The sequence below is a fragment of the Dyadobacter sp. SG02 genome (genome assembly GCF_900109045.1).
GTDB lineage: Bacteria > Bacteroidota > Bacteroidia > Cytophagales > Spirosomataceae > Dyadobacter.
Genome location: NZ_FNYL01000014.1, coordinates 41193 through 59753, shown reverse-complemented (window position 1 = coordinate 59753; position 18561 = coordinate 41193). Strand labels below are relative to the sequence as shown.

Here is an 18561-nt window from a genome sequence, read left to right as displayed (position 1 = left end):
CCGCGTTCGCCATTTCCTGCATTGGAGGCATATGCTGCATTTGATCCGTTTTCACGTACCACTTGTCAAACCGATTTTCCCGTGGACTTTCCACCCCATTCTTTTACAGCACGAACTTTGGCATACCCCTATGAACCGTCGTGATTTTATGCAAACGGCCACGCTGGCAACCGGTGGGCTTCTCCTTTCCTTCTTTGTTCCCTCCAAATCCATGGCGGTGGCATTACCCGCGCAGGACTTTTCGCCCAATGCATTGCTGCGGATCGGTACCGACGACACCATCCGGATCATCCTCAACAAAGTAGAAATGGGCCAGGGAATATGGACGACCCTCGCCATGCTGATCGCCGAGGAACTGGATTGCGACTGGACCCGCATCCGCGTGGAGCACCGGGTGATCGGAGGTCCGCGCACGGTGGAAAGCATGTGGGTACTTTCTACCGGCGGCTCCGATACGATCAAATCCGAATTCGACCGCTACCGCACGACGGGCGCCATTGCGCGTACGATGCTCGTGCAGGCGGCCGCGCAACGCCTGGGCATCGCGCCCGGGCAATGCGTTACGAAAGGCGGTTTCGTACAGGCGGGCTCGACCCGCCTGAGCTACGGCTCGCTGGCTGCCGACGCCGCCCGGCTTCCTGTCCCCCAGGTAAAGCTGCGCGAACGGGACGAATGGAAGCTTCTCAAACACTCGCCCCGGAAGCTGGATGTGCCGGATAAGGTGAATGGAAAAGCGAAATACGGCATCGATATTCAGTTTCCCGGACTGCTTGTCGCTGTGCTCGAACGCTGTCCGGTGTTCGGAGGGGCGGTGAAATCCTTCGATGCTTCGGAAGCATTGCGCGTTCCGGGCGTCCGCAAAGTGGTGCAAGTGCCCATGGGCGTAGCCATAGTGGCCGATCACACCTGGGCAGCTTTGCAGGGACGAAAAGCATTGCGTGTGGAATGGGATGCCCGGGGCATCAGCAACCCCGATACTTCGCAACTATTCACACAATACAGGGAAGTGGTTGGCCAGCAGGGCATTTCTGTGCAAAACAAAGGAAATTCAGAAAGCGCCTGGCCGCGTGCGAATGCCGTTTATGAGCAGGAATTTCATTTCCCCAATCTTGCGCATGCACCGATGGAAACCCTCAATTGTACGGTAAAACTATCTGCCGACCAATGTGAAATATGGACAGCCACGCAATCGAATTCCCTGCACCGCGAGGAGGTCATCCGCTTTCTGGGCTTCCGCGACGAACAGGTTATGCTCTACACCCCTTCCATGGGCGGCAGTTTCGGACGGCGGGGTTCGTTCGGGAACGACTGGGTGATGGAAGCGGTACATATTGCGCAGGCCAGCGGCGAGGCGATCAAGCTCATCTGGACGCGGGAGGATGACATTCGTGGGGGCTATTACCGGCCCGTGTATTTGCATAAGGTCAAAGTAGGTACGGATGCGGCGGGAATGCCCGTTGCCTGGAAGCACGATGTGGTGGGCCAATCGCTTTTTGCCAATACGGTCCTTGAAAAAGACATTGCTCCCAATGGACTCGATTACAGCACGGTCGACGGCGTGAACGGCTCGCCCTACATTGCGCATTGTCCCGACCATACCGTGATGCTGCACACAACTACCAACAATATTCCCGTTCTGGCCTGGCGCTCCGTGGGTAATACGCATACGGCATTCGTAATGGAAACGGTTATCGACGAGTTGGCTTTCGCGGCGGGAAACGATCCGGTCGAATACCGCAAAAAATTGCTTGGCCGCCACCTACGGCACCTCGCCGCATTGACAACCGCTGCCGAAAAGGCTGGCTGGCGCAATGCGCTTCCGTCCGGACATTTCCAAGGCGTGGCCGTCCACGAGGCCATGGGCAGCGTGGTGGCGCAGGTCGTCGAAATATCGTATTCGAATGGAAATCTGAAAGTTCATCGTGTGGTGTGCGCCATCGCGTGCGGGCTGGCGGTGAACCCGGACGGCGTCAGGGCTCAGATGGAAGGCGGGATCATTTACGGCCTTACCGCCGCATTGTTTGGTGAAATAACGATCGAAAAAGGGGCTATCCGGCAGAGCAACTTCCATGATTACCGCATGCTGCGAATGGAAGAAGCGCCGGACATCGAGGTGCATATCATTGAAGACGACGGCAAAATGGGTGGTGCCGGAGAGCCCGGCGTCGCGCCGATCGCCCCGGCACTGGCGAATGCATTCTTCGCCGCTACGGGCAAGCGTATCAGAAATTTACCGTTGCTTTCCAATATTTGATAAATTAGGGTATGCAAAAGGCCGTTTCCAAACTTTACCATATTCCTTTCTGGCTCGCTTACCATTATTTATGGTGGGTAGTGGCGATGGGCAATCCGTGGAAAGCCGCGCATAGCATTCTGTTTTCACCTTATGCCGTCAAATTTGTTTTTTATGTCGTGCTGCAAGCCGTGGCGGTGTATTTCAATTTGTATTACCTCATTCCCAAATACCTCGAAAAAGGGCGTTTCAAATCGTACATCGGTTACCTGGGCATTACCTTGCTGGCTACGGCGCTGGCTATTGTTTCGGGCTATTATGTGAGTGCATTATTGGCACATCAATCGGTGGAGACGCTTTTTGGCAGGGATACCAATTGTTTCTTCTATTTTTTTGGCGAAGCGATGCCTTCCACCCTGGCGAGTACCACGCTGGCGATGAGTATTAAACTGACCAAAAACTGGATCAGTACGGAACGACGTAAACAGCTCCTGGAAAAGGAAAAACTGGAAACCGAACTCCGTTTTTTGAAATACCAGTTCAACCCGCATTTCCTGTTCAACAGCATCAATTCTATCTTTTTCCTCATCCATAAAAACCCGGATGCAGCGTCTTCGTCGCTGGCGAAGTTCTCGGAACTGCTGCGGCACCATTTGTATGAATGCAACGACGAGCTCGTGCCGCTCGAAAAGGAAATCGCATATCTGCATAATTTCATCGCCCTCGAAAAACTACGCCAAAACCGCGGCGTAATGGTCACGACCGATATTCCCGACGACTTTCCAGCCGGTACCGGCATTGCGCCATTCATTCTGATGACTTTTGTTGAAAATGCTTTCAAACATATTTCCAAAGACAACGACCGCGAAAATTGGATCGAAATCCGTTTGCGCCTGGAAATGAATATGCTTGCATTTGAAGTTTCCAACAGTACCTCGCCCCTCGCGACGCGGCAGGCATTGCATTACGGCGGTATCGGTCTCAAAAACGTACAGCGCCGCCTGGACCTGATCTATCCCGGGCTCCATACGCTCGAAATCCGGCACACCGACGACGCGTTTCATGTAAGCCTCCGCATTTCGCTCGCACCGCAGGTTGTAGCTTCGGCTCCCCACCTGGCTCTTCAATAGCTCTTTATTTAAATTTCCATTTATTTAAAACACTTTCATTTTGTTTCGCAATGTTAACCCAACCGTAACGTCCCCTTAACGGAACGATAACATTGCCCGCCTACATTTGTGCCGGATTTAGCGGTCAACCTTTCCTTCTCTATACGTATACGATCAGGCGGCATTTACGCTTGACGACTGTTTTGAGCTGACATTGTTCCTGATGCCTGTCCGGCACCGGCATGTGTTCACATGCCCTTTTTCGAACGTGTCCCGCCGGAACAGCCCGTCTCTGCATTTGCCTGCCGGGCGCCGGTTGGGTATGCTCCGACTATCTCCACAGCTCCGTCCACAGTGCTGGATTAAGCACCTGAAAAAGCATTTGAACGAAGTACCAATAACCAAACGAACAGAAAAAATGATGAAATTAATTACCGCATGTCTCGGACTATGCGCATTCCTCCTGCTTTGGAGCCCTGAAACGCGGGCACAGGGGAATGAGGCATCCATCGTCGGGAAAGTGAGCGAAGGGCAGGCCGGGCCGGTTGTGGGCGCCACGGTTTTTGTCAAAAACGAATCGACCGGTTTCAGCACCGGAACAGTTACGGACGCCAACGGAGATTACATTATCAAGCAGTTGCCCCTGGGTTCGCCCTACTCCGTCACAGTGTCGTTTATCGGTTACGGTGAGCAGAAAAAGACCGGTTACGCATTGAACCAGGGCGATCAGCTCCGCCTGAATTTCGCGCTGGAAGCCGCTGCGAACGAGCTCAAAGCCATTGACGTAGTAGCCAACTCACTCAAAAACACCGTAGTAACATTGGGTGCTTCAACGCCCATTACCGCACGCGACATTGCGCGCCTTCCCGTAAACGGCCGTAACTTCACCTCGCTGATGGAACTGTCGCCATTAACCAATGGCAGCAGCCTCGGCGGCCAGCTGGCTTCTTCGACCAACTACACGATCGACGGTATGACTTCACGCGGTACCGTTGCCGGCGGTAGCACACAAGGTGCCTATTCGATTTCGATGGAAGCGATCCGCGAGTTCAAAGTGGTAACCAACGAATACGATGTGACCATGGGCCGCGCGGGCGGTGGTACCGTCAGCACCGTGACCAAATCGGGTACCAACCAGCTTTCAGGTAGCGCGTTCACGTATATGCGTAACGACGCGCTTTCGAGCAAATACGACCTGCGCGGAAACAAGAGAACGCAGGAGTTTTCGACTTACCAGTACGGATTTTCACTCGGTGGGCCGATCATCAAAGACAGGGCACATTTCTTCGTGGCATGGGACCACCAGGCCGATTCGCGTCCGCTCTACATTGCGAACATCCTCGGCCCTGCCGACGAGGCGGCCAACAGGGTTACCAATGCAACCCTGGAACGCTTTGTGGGTATTGCACGTGACAAATACGGTGTTTCGGGCAACCCACAGTACGGCGCATTCGATAAAGCCAAAGGTACCGACGCGATTTTTGCCCGTATCGACTGGCAGTTGAACCCCAAAAACCTTCTCACGATCCGCAACAATATGGTGATCGAGAACGACGCCCTTTCGGAAGGTGATAACTCGAATATCAACTTCTATGAGTCGTACATCGACCGTAAGAAGTTCGACAACAGCCTCATGGCTTCGCTCCGTACCACGCTGAACCCACGTGTGGTCAACGAATTGAAAGTACAGCATTTCTACGAGGACGTGCAGGTACTTCCCAGCCCCGAACTTCCTTCTGCGGGTATCCCGCGTGCCATCGTAGAAAACGTGGAATCCACTGCCGGTACTACCAATTACCTGACAACGATCCAGATCGGCGGGCAGCGTTTCTCACCCGAATGGTTCAAAGGAACTGTCGTACAGGCGGTTGATAACCTGTATTACAATACCGGAAAAATCAACTTCACATTCGGTATCGACATGATGTACAACCTGATGCACTCGCGTTATGGCAGCGAAATGAACGGTCGTTTCTATTTTACGGGAATGGATAATTTCAATAACCTGAAACCTTACCGCTACGCCCGTGAAATTTACCTGAATGAAGATCAGAGCAACAAGGTGAAATCATTGAGCACTGGTTTGTATGCGCAAATGGATACCAAACTGGGCGTCGGTCTGGATATGACCGCCGGTTTGCGTCTCGATAATACCGTGTACCTCAACCGCGCGAATTTCAGCCAGGTGGTATTCGATGAGCTGGGTATCAAAACGAACAACCGCATCAACACGCTTCAATTGCAGCCTCGCGTCCAGTTTACCTGGGATGTGAACGAGCAGAGCAAAGACGTGATCCGTTTCGGTGCCGGCGTTTTCGGGTCTGCATTGAACCCTTATTCAATGGTGAACAATATGCTGTTCGACGGTTCCAAAGTGGCTTCGGTTGAAATCCAGGGCGCCCTCGTTCCCTCACCCAACTTCCCGTTGTACCGCCAGGACCCAAGCAAAGCGCCGGGTGCAGAGCTTTTCGACAACCCGGGCATCGAGCGGTTGGTTACGATCAACACCAACAGTCCTGACGCGAAGGTTCCTGTGATATACAAAACCAATTTCTCGTATAACCACTTTTTCAGCGACCGCCTGCGCATTGGTATCAGCGGTTACGCGTCGTGGGCACGTAACAACTACATGTACATCGACCGCAATATGGTGGACGAGCCTTTCTTCCGCATTGCAGCCGAGGCCAACCGTGGCGTATATGTTCCTGCCGAAACCATCAACAGCAGCAACGGTGCTACCAACTGGCTCAATAGCCGCCGGACCAAACAAGTGGGCCGCGTGCTCGAACTCGTGAGCGATGGCAAGAAAAACCAGTACGCATTCGTGATCGACGGTACTTACAAGTATTTCCGCGATGGTCAGATCACCGCTTCCTACACCTGGAACGACGCGAAGGACAACACGTCCTACAATGGTAACGTGGCCAACACCGCCACGCTCGACCAGATGGTGATCGACGACCCACGCGACCTGAGCCGCATGAACTATGCCAACAACCAGTTCCGCAGCAAGGTAGTTGTGTACGGTACTGCACCCAGCTTCTGGGGCGTTACACTCGGCGTTCGCTACTCGGGCATCGGCGGTACGCGCTACTCGCTCGCCGTAAGCGGTAACATGAACGGCGACTTCGTTTCTTCCAACGACTTGCCTTTTGTTTACGACCACAACAGCTCCGCAACGCCCGAGTACATCCGCACGGCTATCAAAGCGATTCTCGACAACCCCGAGGCGGAGCAAAGCATGAAAGACTATATCCTCAGGGATACGGGTAAAATGGCCGAGCGCAATGGCGGTATCAACGGTTTCTACGGCGTATTCGACGTTCGTTTGGGTAAGAAGTTCAAGATTTACAAAACGCACGCTATCGAAGCGTCGATCGACGTATTCAACTTCACCAACCTGCTCAACAAAGACTGGGGCGTAGGTACCAACCTCGGCAAGCAGACTTTCTACACGATCAAGAGCTTCGATAAGGCGAAAAACGAGTTCGTCTACACGATGAACAGAGGCGCGGGCGTATCCAGCCTCAACGGCAGTCCTTACCAGATCCAGGTAGGTCTGCGCTATTCTTTCTGATGATTTCGAATTAATACAAAAAACCGGCTCCCCGTGCATGCGAGTGCACAGGGAGCCGGGAAATGAACTAACGAGCGCATTCTCTATGAAAAAACTAATCCTGCTCTTAACCCTTTCCACATTTACGCTCAAAAGCCTCCGCGCACAGGATTCGCACGTGATCCTGATCAGCGTCGACGGCTTGAGACCCGAATTTTACAAAGACCCGAGCTGGTCGATGGTGAACCTCCGCCAGGGAATGGAAACCGGCGCCTATGCCGACGGCGTGACCGGCGTTTTCCCGACCGTTACCTACCCCTCCCACACGACCATGATCACGGGCGTTAAGCCGATCAAGCACGGTGTTTACTACAATACCCCGCCGGAACCCCTCGAAGTGACCGGCAAATGGATCTGGGATTACAAGACCATTAAAGTGCCGACGATTTTCAGCGCGGCAAAGGAAAAAGGGCTTACTACGGCATCGGTATTCTGGCCGGTTTCACTCGGCGGGCCTGCCGACTATAACATTCCGGAATACTGGTATTTGCCCGAAACCAAGGGCGGCAAGCGCAATATGACCAGGGCGCTGAGCGAAAATGCCAATCCGAAAGGTTTTTACGAGGAAATTCAGCAGAATGCGACCGGCAAACTCGAAGAGATCGATTTCGACGGCGAATACCTGAGCATCGACGACAACCTCTCCCGCACGAGTGCCTACATTATCCGGAAATACAAGCCGTCGTTCCTGGCCGTTCACCTAGTGGCTGTCGATCATTTCGAGCACGAGCAAGGCCGCGACGGCGACAAGGTACGCGCCTCGCTGACGAGCGTAGACCGGGGCATCAAAGCCATTCTGGAAGCTATCGACAAGGCCGGTATCAAAGAAAAAACCACGGTGATCGTCACCGGCGACCATGGTTTTGTGGATATCCATTCGTCGCTATCGCCTAATGTGCTCCTCGCGCAGGCGGGCCTGTACGACCCTAAAAACCCTGCGGCATGGAAAGCCTACTTCCATGCGTCGGGCGGCTCGTCGTTCCTGCATTTGAAAGATAAAAACGATACGCAAACGCTCGAAAAAGTAAAAGCGGCGCTGGCAAAATTGCCTCTTGCCCAAAAAGCGATGTTCGAGGTGAAAGACCGTGCCGCGCTGGACGCCGTCGGCTCCGACCCAAATGCAGCCCTGGCCCTGGCGCCCAGACAAGGATTTACGATCGGCAATGCGGCCACCGGCGATTTCGTGCGCGCGGCCAGCGGCGGTACACACGGCTTCTTCCCCGATTTCAAGGAGATCCAGACCGGCTTCGTCGCATTCGGCCGTGGGATCAAAAAAGGTGCGGTCATACCCGAAATGGGCTTGCAGGACATCGCGCCCCTGATCGCGAAGTTGCTCCATATCGACTTCCCATCGGCCGACGGCACCCTCTACCCCGGATTGCTCGCCAAAGAATAGCATTTAGGTTTGTAAGATAGATAAGAATCCATCGGAAAGGGCGTCGCTGAAATTGCGGCGTCCTTTTTTGTTTGTTGGAGGCATGGTTTTTTGAGGTGACGCCAAAAAGAAACATTTATGAAAAGGACCTTACAAATAGCCAACATCATCGCGTTGATCGTCACCGTGATCGTCAACTACCTCTCCAATACCGGCATTTTCAACAACAACACCATGGCCAGCGTTTCGGCGCGGTATCAGAACTACTTCACGCCGTCGGGTTACGCATTCTCCATCTGGGGCCTGATTTACCTGATGCTCGCCGCGTTTGTGATTTACCAGGCACGCGGCATTTCGGGCAAGCGCGAGGTGCCGGCCGTCGTGGAGAAGATCGGCTGGTTGTTCGTGGTCTCCTGCATTGCCAACTCGGCCTGGGTACTGGCCTGGCTCTATGATTTCACCGGCCTTTCCGTCCTGATTATGATCACGCTGCTAGCTTCGCTGTGGCTGATCATCGTGCGCACCCGCATGGAAATGGATTTGATACCCTTTAAAAAAATCGCCCTCACCTGGTGGCCGTTCGCTATCTACCTGGGCTGGATTTCCGTCGCGCTCATCGCTAACGTAGCGGCATATTTCACAAAAATCGGCTGGAACGGTTTCGGTCTCTCGCCGGTAGCCTGGACGGTGATCATGATCTGCGTCGCAGGTGCCGTTTATATTGCCCTCACCTGGCAACGTAACCTTCGGGAATCCTCCATGGTGGGCGTGTGGGCATTGGTGGCCGTTGCGGCGGCGAACTGGGGCACAGCGCCTACGGTCGTAAATGCCGCGCTCATCGTTTCGACGGTTATTCTGATCAGCACCAGCATCCACGCCTACCGCAACCGCGGACGGCACTTTCTGGAAGAAGCACGCTAAAAGCGCGCTGTGGCGCGCTGGCGCGAAGCTCTCGCTTCGTGTCTACTATTCGCAGGCCTCCGGCCGGTCAAGACTGCAAAACGACCAGCAGTACCGACCGCCCGGAGGCCTGCAAATGTTTATGCCCCAAGCAAGAGCTTCGCACCACGCCCTTCAATATAACAATACAAAGATTTACTTATCCAAAACACGCCTCCTGCCCCGCCGGTGAATCACCCGCAATGCCCATTCGACGATTTTAATCCCTTTTTAACCTCCTTTTAACATAGAGTTAAGGATGAAGTGCGGTTTTTGTATGCGTATAAGAGACACACACCTACGAAAAGAACAAATCCAAAAACCCGCGCACGACAAACAGCGCCTAAACGCATGCTCATTCTCAAAGACTTGAAATAACGACGCCATTTAAGACCTCCAAATTATACAAAAGACTCAATAGCTACCCGTTAAGATGATCAAAGAATTGCTGAAATATCTTCTGCCCCTGTGCATTCTCCTGGTGGATGGATACAGCAATATGTATGCGGGTGCTCAGGAACGTCAACCCTGCAATTCTCCCATTCAGATCCTGGCGAAATCGGCGCATCCGAATTTTGTACAAACCTTCGATGACAACGATCCGGCCTTCCGCCTGCCGGACGCCGCGCGCAAGTTCGCCGAGTTCGTCAAAGCGATTACCGAAGAAAAAGAAGAAGATTCGAGCGAGTCGTACTCGCTGAAAAAATCACCGCGTGCAGGCGGTTTGTTAGCAGCCGCATTTGCCGCACGTCAGTCCTTTCCTTTTTGCCGTATTGCCGAAACCCGGCCGCTACCCCCTTTCGGCACGTTTTATTCCTCCCACCGATATCTGAGGCTCCGCGTACTCAGAATTTGATCCGCTCAGCGGCAGGTCAATTCTACGGCCTGCTCATCCGGTCGTCGTGGCGCCAATCCCCGGTAGCTCACGGCTGCCCGTTACGTGCCGACTGGCACACCCATACGAACAGAAACTATCAAAAATTCCATTTGCTAACTCCAAAAAACATCATGAAAAGAATTCTCATGCTCGTGAGCTTGGGTGCATTGTTGTATCAGACAGGCTGCACATCCAAACACGAAGAAGAAAAAGAACAAGAGGTTAACTATTTAGTAACAAGCCCCTTACAGAAAGACACCACGATCATCAAAGAATACGTGAGCCAGATCCGGGCGATCAGCCATATCGAGCTGCGTGCATTGGAAAGAGGTTATTTGCAAAAAATATATGTGGACGAAGGTCAGATGGTGAAAAAAGGCCAGCTGATGTTCCAGATCATGCCGCTGGTGTACCAGGCCGAGCAACAAAAAGCGCAGGCCGAGGCTAACTTCGCTGAAATCGAATACAAAAACACCAAGGCGCTGGCCGACAGCAATGTGGTTTCCAAAAACGAGCTCGCACTGGCGAAAGCGAAACTGGACAAAGCCAAAGCAGAACTGGGGCTCGCGGCTACCCACCTGGGCTTCACCGAGATCCGCGCGCCGTTCAACGGGATTATGGACCATTTCCAGGTGCGGCTGGGAAGTCTGGTGGACGAGGGCGACCTGCTTACTACCCTTTCCGATAACAGCGAAATGTGGGTTTACTTCAATGTGCCGGAAGCCGAATACCTGGATTACAAATCCGGTGAAGACGGCGGCAACCTCCTTAAAGTAAAACTCAAAATGGCCAACGAGAAAATCTTCGATCACACCGGAGCGGTGAAAACCATCGAGGCCGATTTCAATAACGAAACAGGTAACATCGCGTTCAGGGCCACATTCCCGAACCCCAAAGGGCTCCTTCGCCACGGCGAAACGGGTAATGTACAAATCAGCGTGCCATTGAAAAGCACATTGCTGATCCCGCAGAAAGCCACGTTCGAGGTTCTGGAAAAGAAATACTGCTATGTGATCGACAAGGATGGAAAAGTACAGTCGCGCGAGATCACGATCGCTGCCGAGCTACCGCACATTTTCGCGATCTCGAAAGGTCTTCAGAAAGACGACAAGATCCTGCTCGAAGGTTTGCGTCAGGTACACGAAAACGAGAAGATCAGCTACAAATTCCAGAAGCCGGATTCGGTCATTTCTCACCTAAGCCTGTACGCGGAATAATCGGGTCCGAGAGCAAAAGATATGTTTAATCAATTCATACGACGACCTGTATTCGCGATTGTGATATCGGTCATGATAGTCTTTATAGGTGTACTGGCTATCAAAAAACTGCCTATTTCGCAGTTCCCGGACATTGCTCCTACCACTGTTAACATTTTCATCGCCTACCCCGGTTCAAGTGCCGACGTATTGGTAAAATCCACGCTTATCACGCTGGAACAGGCCATTAACGGTGTTCAGGACATGCGCTACATCGCTACCGACGCCACCAGTGCAGGTGAAGCGACGCTGAGGATTATCTTCGAGCCCGGTACCGACCCGAACGACGCCGTTATCAGGGTAAAAACGAGGGTTGACCAGGTAATGCCGCTTCTCCCTGAACTCGTTCAGCGCGAGGGGGTAATTATCACGCCCATCCAGCCGAGTATGTTGATGTACGTCAACCTGTACTCGAAATCCAAAACCATTGACGAGAAATTCCTCTTCAACTACGCTACCGTTAAAATGATCCCTGAAATCCAGCGGACCAAAGGGGTAGCGCGGGCGCAGATCCTCGGTAGCCGCCGTTACGCGATGCGCGTATGGCTCAATCCCGACCGTATGCGTGCGTACAGCATTTCGGTAGAAGAAGTAATGAAGTCGCTGGCCGAACAAAGTATCATCGGTCGCCCGGGCCGTATCGGACAAAGCTCCGGTATCGCCGCGCAGTCACTCGAATACGTATTGACTTACAAAGGACGGTACAGCGAACCGAAGGAGTACGAAGACATTATCATCCGCGCCAACAAGGAAGGTGAAAGCATCCATTTGAAAGACATCGCGAAAGTGGAGCTGGGTAGTGAGTTCTTCGATATTTACTCCAACCTGGACGGTAAGCCCTCGGCTGCGATCGTTTTGCGCCAGAACTATGGTAGTAACGCGAGCGACGTAATCGAGGAAGTGAAGAAAAAACTCGACGTGATGAAAGAGTCGTTCCCTCCCGGTATCGACTACAAGATCAGCTATGACGTTTCCCAGTTCCTCGACGCGTCTATCGAGCAGGTAATCGACACCCTGCGCGATGCGTTTATCCTCGTGGCGTTGGTAGTGTTCCTCTTTCTCGGCGACTGGCGTTCGACCCTCATCCCGATCCTCGCGGTTCCGGTATCATTGGTCGGGGCATTCTTTGTCATACAGGGCTTCGGGCTATCCATTAACCTGATCACACTCTTCGCGTTGGTACTTGCCATCGGTATTGTGGTCGATGACGCGATTGTGGTGGTGGAGGCGGTCCACGCCAAGTTTGAGGAGGAACCCGGCATATCGCCGTACAATGCGGTGAAGAAGGTACTGGCCGAAATCAGTGGTGCGATCATCGCGATCACAGCGGTCATGGTGTCGGTATTCGTACCTATCTCCTTCATGTCCGGTCCGGTGGGTACGTTCTACCGCCAGTTCTCCATTACCATGGCGAGCTCGATTGTCATCTCGGCGTTGATCGCATTAACGCTCACACCCGTATTGTGTGCGATGCTTTTGAAAGGTCACCACGGCCACGCGAGAAAGAAATCCATTATGGACAAGGGGATCGACGCATTCAACCGTGGTTTTGAAAAACTCACCGGTCGCTATGTTGCGTTGCTGAACCGGATCGTGGCCCGTCGTCTGGTGACATTCATTGTTCTGGGTGTGTTCTGTTTCGGTATTTATTATGCCAACTCGATCGTACCGGCAGGTTTTATCCCTAATGAAGACCAGAGTACTATCTACGCGATCATCCAGACACCTCCGGGATCAACTTTGGAAAAAACCAACGAGGTATCGCGTCGTCTGCAAAAGATTTGCGAGGAAGTGAAAGGTATCGAGTCGGTATCGTCGCTCGCAGGTTACGAGATCATGACGGAGGGACGCGGTTCCAATGCAGGTACCTGTCTGATCAACCTCAAACCATGGCACGAGCGTGACCAGAATGTGAAGGAGATCATGGAAGAACTGGAACATGCTTCCAAAGGCCTCGGTGCGACGGTCGAATTCTTCGAACCACCAGCGATCCCGGGTTTCGGTACTTCCGGCGGTTTCTCGATGCGTCTTTTGGATAAAAACACGGACACCGATTACCAGGAGTTTGACAAGATCAACAAGGAATTCCTCGAAAACCTGGGCAAACGCAAAGAGCTCACCGGTTTGTTTACCTTCTTCGCGGCCAACTATCCGCAGTACGAACTGGAAATCGACAACAAACTGGCGATGCAGAAGGGCGTTTCGATCGGAAAAGCGATGGATAACCTCAACATCATGATCGGTAGTACTTACGAGCAGGGTTTCATCAAGTTCAACCAGTTCTTTAAAGTATATGTACAATCCGATCCGCAGTTCCGCCGACTCCCGACCGACCTGTTGAAACTGTTTGTGAAAAACGAGGCGGGCGAAATGGTGCCTTACTCTTCATTCATGAAACTCAAAAAAGGACAGGGACCTAACGAGATCACGCGTTTTAACCTCTATAACTCGGCGGCGATCCAGGGACTTCCCGCGAAAGGCTACACCACGGCGGAAGCCATCGCGGCGATCCGTGAAGTGTCTGCCAAAACGCTTCCCAAAGGTTACGACATCGCATTCGAAGGTCTTTCCTATGACGAATCGATCCGCGGAAACGAATCGGTGGTCGTGTTCATGATCGTATTGGCATTCGTGTACCTGGTACTCGCGGCACAGTATGAAAGTTTCATCATTCCGCTCGCGGTGGTACTATCGCTGCCTGTCGGGGTGTTCGGATCGTTCCTGATGCTGAAACTGATGGGCCTCGAAAACAACATCTATGCACAGATCGGTTTGATCATGCTCGTCGGTCTGTTAGGTAAAAACGCCGTATTGATCGTGGAATTCGCGGTGCAGAAGCGCGCGGAAGGCGCCACTATCCTGTCGGCGGCGATCGAAGGGGCGAGAGTACGTTTCCGTCCGATCCTCATGACCTCGTTCGCATTCGTGGCCGGTCTGATCCCGTTGATCATGGCTACCGGCGCCGGTGCCATCGGTAACCGTACGATCGGTTCCTCCGCAATGGGTGGTATGTTGTTCGGTACCATCTTCGGGGTTATCATCATCCCGGGCTTGTATTACATATTCGCTAAACTGGCAGACGGCAGAAAACTGATCCGCGACGAAGAAGACAGCTCGCTGTCCGAAGGTTTCGTACATGCCATTGATGCTTTCCCCCATTCAGAAGATAAAGACGAACATGCGAAATAAGAGAATATTGAACTGGGCCGGCATCGCGTTCATCGGGCTGACCTACCAGGCCTGTAACATCCCGACGCTGCCCCAGAAAACAGAAAACCGGGCGGTACCTGTGAGCTTCAACGGCTCACAGGATTCCACCAACACCGGTAAGGTAAGCTGGAAAACGTTTTTCACAGATCCTAACCTGAATGCGCTGATCGACACCGCATTCAAAAACAACCAGGAACTGAACATTACCTTGCAGGAAATCGCGATCTCGCAGAACGAGATCCAGGCCCGCAAAGGGGAATACCTGCCATTCATAGGCCTGCGCGGCGGTGCGGGCGTGGAGAAAGCGGCGCGCTACACCAACATCGGTGCGAGCGAGGCTACTACCGACATCAAGCCAGGCAAAGAAACGCCCGATCCGCTACCGGATGTAAATATCGCCGCGGTGGCCCGTTGGGAAGTCGATATCTGGCATAAGCTCCGGAACGCGAAAAAGGCGGCTGCAACGCGGTACCTGTCGTCCATCGAAGGCAAAAACTTCATGATGACCAACCTCGCGGCCGAAATCGCGAACTCCTATTACGAACTGCTCGCGCTGGATACGCAGCTGGCCATTATCCGCCAGAATATCGACATCCAGAACAATGCGTTGAAGATCGTGCGCATGGAGAAAGAGGCGACCCGCGTGACCGAACTGGCCGTGCGCCGGTTCGAAGCGCAGGTGTTGAAAACACAAAACCTGCAATATGGTATCCAGCAGCAGATCATCGAAACCGAAAACCGGATCAACTTCCTCGTCGGACGTTACCCGCAGCCGGTGCAGCGCACCAGCCAAGGCTTCGAAAACCTCGCTCCGAGCGTGATACAGGCCGGTATACCTTCGCAATTGCTTTCGAACCGCCCGGATATCAAGCAAGCAGAGCTCGATCTGGAAGCGGCGAAGATCGACGTGACTGTGGCGAGGGCCAACTTCTACCCTTCACTGGGATTGTCGGCCAGCCTCGGTTTCCAGGCATTCAGCCCGATTTACCTCGCCCGCGTGCCTGAGTCGATCATGGGATCGCTCATTGGCGACCTGGCCGGCCCGGTGATCAATCGTTACGCGATCCGCGCGGGTTATGCCAACGCGAATGCGCGTCAGGTCCAGGCCATTTACAACTATCAGCGTACCGTTTTGAATGCGTACATCGAAGTCGTGAACCAGCTTTCGAATATCAGTAACCTCGAAAAGAGCTACGACCTGAAAACGAAGGAAGTGGACGCGTTGAACCAGTCGACCACCATTTCCAACCGGTTGTTTGCCTCGGCCCGCGCCGATTATATGGAAGTATTGCTGACCCAGCGCGACGCGTTGGAGTCGAAATTCGAACTGATCGAAACCAAAATGAAGCAAATGAATGCCATGGTAAATATCTACCGGGCACTCGGAGGCGGATGGAATTGACAGATTAACTTAGGATGTGGTTTTTTGGTAAAGATTCTCCCGGCCTTCGGGGGAATCTTTATTTTTTTGCAGGTAATTCCATCACAAAATCAGCTTATTACGAGGATTTGAGTTAAGTAACCGTTTTGTACCAACCCAACTCCTGATTTCTATGAGCCTGAAAAATTACCTGACCTTTGCCCTGCTGACCTTTACCTGCCTGCAACTCCGGGCGAAAGACTACCGCACCTCGCTTTTCGGCATCCATTCCGACGGCATTACCCTCAACACCCGCTCCATTCAATACGCGATCGACTTCATTTCCCAGAATGGCGGCGGTCGGCTGGTATTCAATGTGGGCCGCTACCTCACTGGTTCCGTCCATTTAAAATCCAATGTAACCCTGCATTTGGAAGAAGGCGCCGTGTTGCTTGGCTCGCTGAACCCCTGGGATTATGATAAAAAAGTGTGGACAGCCATCGTCTTCGCGCACGACCAGCAGAATATCGGCATTACCGGTCAGGGCGTGATCGACGGTCGCGGCCGCTACATTGCCCGCAACATCGTGGACATGATCCACAAAGGGCTGATCAAAGACCTCTTCCGGCAGGACCGCCCGGAAGCCGAAACGCGGCCCGTGCTCGCGTACATACGCAATTGCGAGAATGTGAATATCAAAGGCGTCACCATGCAGAACTCGTCGAGCTGGGTGCAAATTTACGACCAGTGCAAAAACGTCGCCATCGACAGCATTACCGTCGATAGCAAAGCCTACTGGAACAACGACGGCATCGATATCGTCGATTGCGACGGCGTGACCATCACCAATTCCTTTATCGATTCGGACGATGACGGCATTTGCCTCAAATCACACGATGCTAGCAAAGTTTGTAAAAATATACTGGTCAGAAACTGCACCATTCGTTCCAGTGCCAACGGTATCAAGTTCGGTACCGCTTCTTATGGCGGTTTAAGTAATGTTAAAATTTATAATGTCAAAATCTTCGATACTTACCGCTCGGCGGTGACATTACAGGCTGTGGACGGTGGTTTTGTCGAAAACGTGATTGTGGACAGTTTAAAGGCTTACAACACCGGAAATGCGATCTTTTTGAGGATTGGAGAAAGGGTGAAAGGGAAGAAAGGGAGGATGGAAAACATTAGCATCTCAAATATGTACGTGGAAGTGCCGGCTACCAAACCCGATGCGGGTTATGAATACGAAGGCCCGATCGAGGATATGCCGCGCAATATTTCGCCTTCGGGCATTGTGGGCATGCCCGACGCGATCATTACCAATGTGACTTTGAAAAATATCGAGATCAAAATGCCGGGAGGCGGCAACCCGATGTATGCCAAAATCGGGCTCGACGAATTGGACAAGGTGCCCGAGAAACCCACTTTCTACCCGGAGTTCTCGATGTTCGACGAGCTTCCCGCGTGGGGCCTGTACGTGCGCCACGCGAAGGATATCAAGGTCAGCAACCTCACATTATCCTGCGAAAAGAAGGATTACCGCACCGCCATCGTTGCTGACGACCTGCATGGCGCGACATTTGAAGGTATTAAGGTAACCCAGCCCGGCGTAGCGACGCCCGGCGTAGCGACGCCCGGCATCAAAAATTATATTCATACGCATAAATCAACGGGCATCGTCACCAGGAAATGAGACTTCGCATGGTTTGGAAAATACTGTCCGTGCTGACGATTGCCATTGCCGGAGCGGCTGGTTACGCATTGCATTCGATGCGCTGGCTCCCCTGGCAAAAGCCGGTTTTCGAAAGGGCCATTCCCGCGAATTGTGTAGCTACAACCCGGAAAGCCATATTGATTTTTTCCAAAACGAACGGTTACCGGCACGCGTCCATCGAAGCGGGTGTGAAAGCCATTAAAGAAGCAGGTCAAAAACGCGGCTGGGAAGTGGTAGCGACGGAGAATGGCGCCTATTTCCACGAAATCTGCCTCAAATCCTATCGCGCCGTCGTATTCCTGTCGCCTACCGGCGATTTCCTTACCGACGATCAGCAACGCGCATTTGAAAAATACATCGAAAACGGCGGCGGTTATGCGGGCATCCATTCCGCCTCCGATTGCGAATACAAATGGGACTGGTACGGAACGCTGCTCGGCACACGTTTCCGGAGCCACACCTTTTTGCCCTACCCTATTCCGAGCGCTGAAATCGTGACCGAACCCGGTTCGCATCCGGCCATCGACGGCCTGCCCGCCCGCTGGGAGAAGCACGACGAATGGTACAATTTCCACGAAAGCATACGCGGAAAGCCGGGCTTTCAGGTATTACTGACCGTCGATGAAAATACTTACCCTGCTTTCTGGCCCAAAGACATGCACGGCGACCATCCTATCGCCTGGGCACGTGAAATCGGCAAAGGGCGAATGTTCTACACGGCCATCGGGCACAATGCGTCCACATACAGCGATCCCACGGCAATGAAGCACATCATGGGTGGGATCGCCTGGGCCGGTGGTCTGTAAATGTGATGCATTATGTTTGTGTTAAGTTTCAGATCCTTAGCACTGTGCATTTTATCACGTGAGTACTTT

The 18561-nt window shown here is 52.9% G+C and carries 11 protein-coding genes; all 11 read left to right on the top strand.

Going from position 1 to position 18561, the window contains the following annotated elements:
• Positions 1-130 precede the first annotated feature (130 nt).
• Positions 131-2254 carry a xanthine dehydrogenase family protein molybdopterin-binding subunit gene (locus tag BMW93_RS27360; protein ID WP_090384346.1) on the top strand — a complete coding sequence of 708 codons (2124 nt, stop codon included), beginning with the start codon at positions 131-133 and terminating at the stop codon, positions 2252-2254.
• Between the two features lie 11 nt (positions 2255-2265).
• Positions 2266-3363 carry a sensor histidine kinase gene (locus BMW93_RS27355; RefSeq protein ID WP_090383980.1) on the top strand — a complete coding sequence of 366 codons (1098 nt, stop codon included), beginning with the start codon at positions 2266-2268 and terminating at the stop codon, positions 3361-3363.
• A 397-nt stretch (positions 3364-3760) separates the two neighbouring features.
• Entirely contained in the window at positions 3761-6919 is a 3159-nt protein-coding gene (locus BMW93_RS27350) for a TonB-dependent receptor (protein ID WP_090383977.1), read from the top strand.
• A gap of 85 nt (positions 6920-7004) precedes the next feature.
• The gene (locus tag BMW93_RS27345; protein ID WP_229240859.1) at positions 7005-8354 is read left to right on the top strand and encodes an alkaline phosphatase family protein; all 1350 of its coding nucleotides are present in this window, start codon (positions 7005-7007) and stop codon (positions 8352-8354) included.
• Between the two features lie 117 nt (positions 8355-8471).
• Positions 8472-9254 carry a tryptophan-rich sensory protein gene (locus tag BMW93_RS27340; protein ID WP_090383975.1) on the top strand — a complete coding sequence of 261 codons (783 nt, stop codon included), beginning with the start codon at positions 8472-8474 and terminating at the stop codon, positions 9252-9254.
• A 451-nt stretch (positions 9255-9705) separates the two neighbouring features.
• Positions 9706-10128 (top strand): hypothetical protein, encoded by a 423-nt coding sequence (locus BMW93_RS27335; RefSeq protein ID WP_090383973.1) that lies wholly within the window; start codon positions 9706-9708, stop codon positions 10126-10128.
• 152 nt (positions 10129-10280) lie between these two features.
• Positions 10281-11366, top strand: a complete 1086-nt coding sequence (locus BMW93_RS27330) for an efflux RND transporter periplasmic adaptor subunit (RefSeq protein WP_090383971.1) — start codon at positions 10281-10283, stop codon at positions 11364-11366.
• A gap of 21 nt (positions 11367-11387) precedes the next feature.
• Positions 11388-14594, top strand: a complete 3207-nt coding sequence (locus BMW93_RS27325) for an efflux RND transporter permease subunit (protein WP_090383968.1) — start codon at positions 11388-11390, stop codon at positions 14592-14594.
• A complete protein-coding gene (locus BMW93_RS27320) occupies positions 14584-16017 on the top strand; it encodes a TolC family protein (RefSeq protein WP_090383966.1) in 1434 nt (477 codons plus the stop codon). The genes BMW93_RS27325 and BMW93_RS27320 overlap by 11 nt, the downstream gene beginning before the upstream one ends.
• 151 nt (positions 16018-16168) lie before the next feature.
• Entirely contained in the window at positions 16169-17665 is a 1497-nt protein-coding gene (locus tag BMW93_RS27315; RefSeq protein WP_090383964.1) for a glycoside hydrolase family 28 protein, read from the top strand.
• A gap of 8 nt (positions 17666-17673) precedes the next feature.
• On the top strand, positions 17674-18492 hold the full coding sequence (locus tag BMW93_RS27310) for a ThuA domain-containing protein (protein ID WP_177194221.1): 819 nt from the start codon (positions 17674-17676) through the stop codon (positions 18490-18492).
• Positions 18493-18561 lie beyond the last annotated feature (69 nt).

Excerpts from the sequence above, each read along its gene's own strand:
- BMW93_RS27360 (WP_090384346.1), top strand. The coding sequence starts at position 131 with ATGAACCGTCGTGATTTTATGCAAACGGCCACGCTGGCAACCGGTGGG.
- BMW93_RS27355 (WP_090383980.1), top strand. The coding sequence starts at position 2,266 with ATGCAAAAGGCCGTTTCCAAACTTTACCATATTCCTTTCTGGCTCGCT.
- BMW93_RS27350 (WP_090383977.1), top strand. The coding sequence starts at position 3,761 with ATGATGAAATTAATTACCGCATGTCTCGGACTATGCGCATTCCTCCTG.
- BMW93_RS27345 (WP_229240859.1), top strand. The coding sequence starts at position 7,005 with ATGAAAAAACTAATCCTGCTCTTAACCCTTTCCACATTTACGCTCAAA.
- BMW93_RS27340 (WP_090383975.1), top strand. The coding sequence starts at position 8,472 with ATGAAAAGGACCTTACAAATAGCCAACATCATCGCGTTGATCGTCACC.
- BMW93_RS27335 (WP_090383973.1), top strand. The coding sequence starts at position 9,706 with ATGATCAAAGAATTGCTGAAATATCTTCTGCCCCTGTGCATTCTCCTG.
- BMW93_RS27330 (WP_090383971.1), top strand. The coding sequence starts at position 10,281 with ATGAAAAGAATTCTCATGCTCGTGAGCTTGGGTGCATTGTTGTATCAG.
- BMW93_RS27325 (WP_090383968.1), top strand. The coding sequence starts at position 11,388 with ATGTTTAATCAATTCATACGACGACCTGTATTCGCGATTGTGATATCG.
- BMW93_RS27320 (WP_090383966.1), top strand. The coding sequence starts at position 14,584 with ATGCGAAATAAGAGAATATTGAACTGGGCCGGCATCGCGTTCATCGGG.
- BMW93_RS27315 (WP_090383964.1), top strand. The coding sequence starts at position 16,169 with ATGAGCCTGAAAAATTACCTGACCTTTGCCCTGCTGACCTTTACCTGC.
- BMW93_RS27310 (WP_177194221.1), top strand. The coding sequence starts at position 17,674 with ATGGTTTGGAAAATACTGTCCGTGCTGACGATTGCCATTGCCGGAGCG.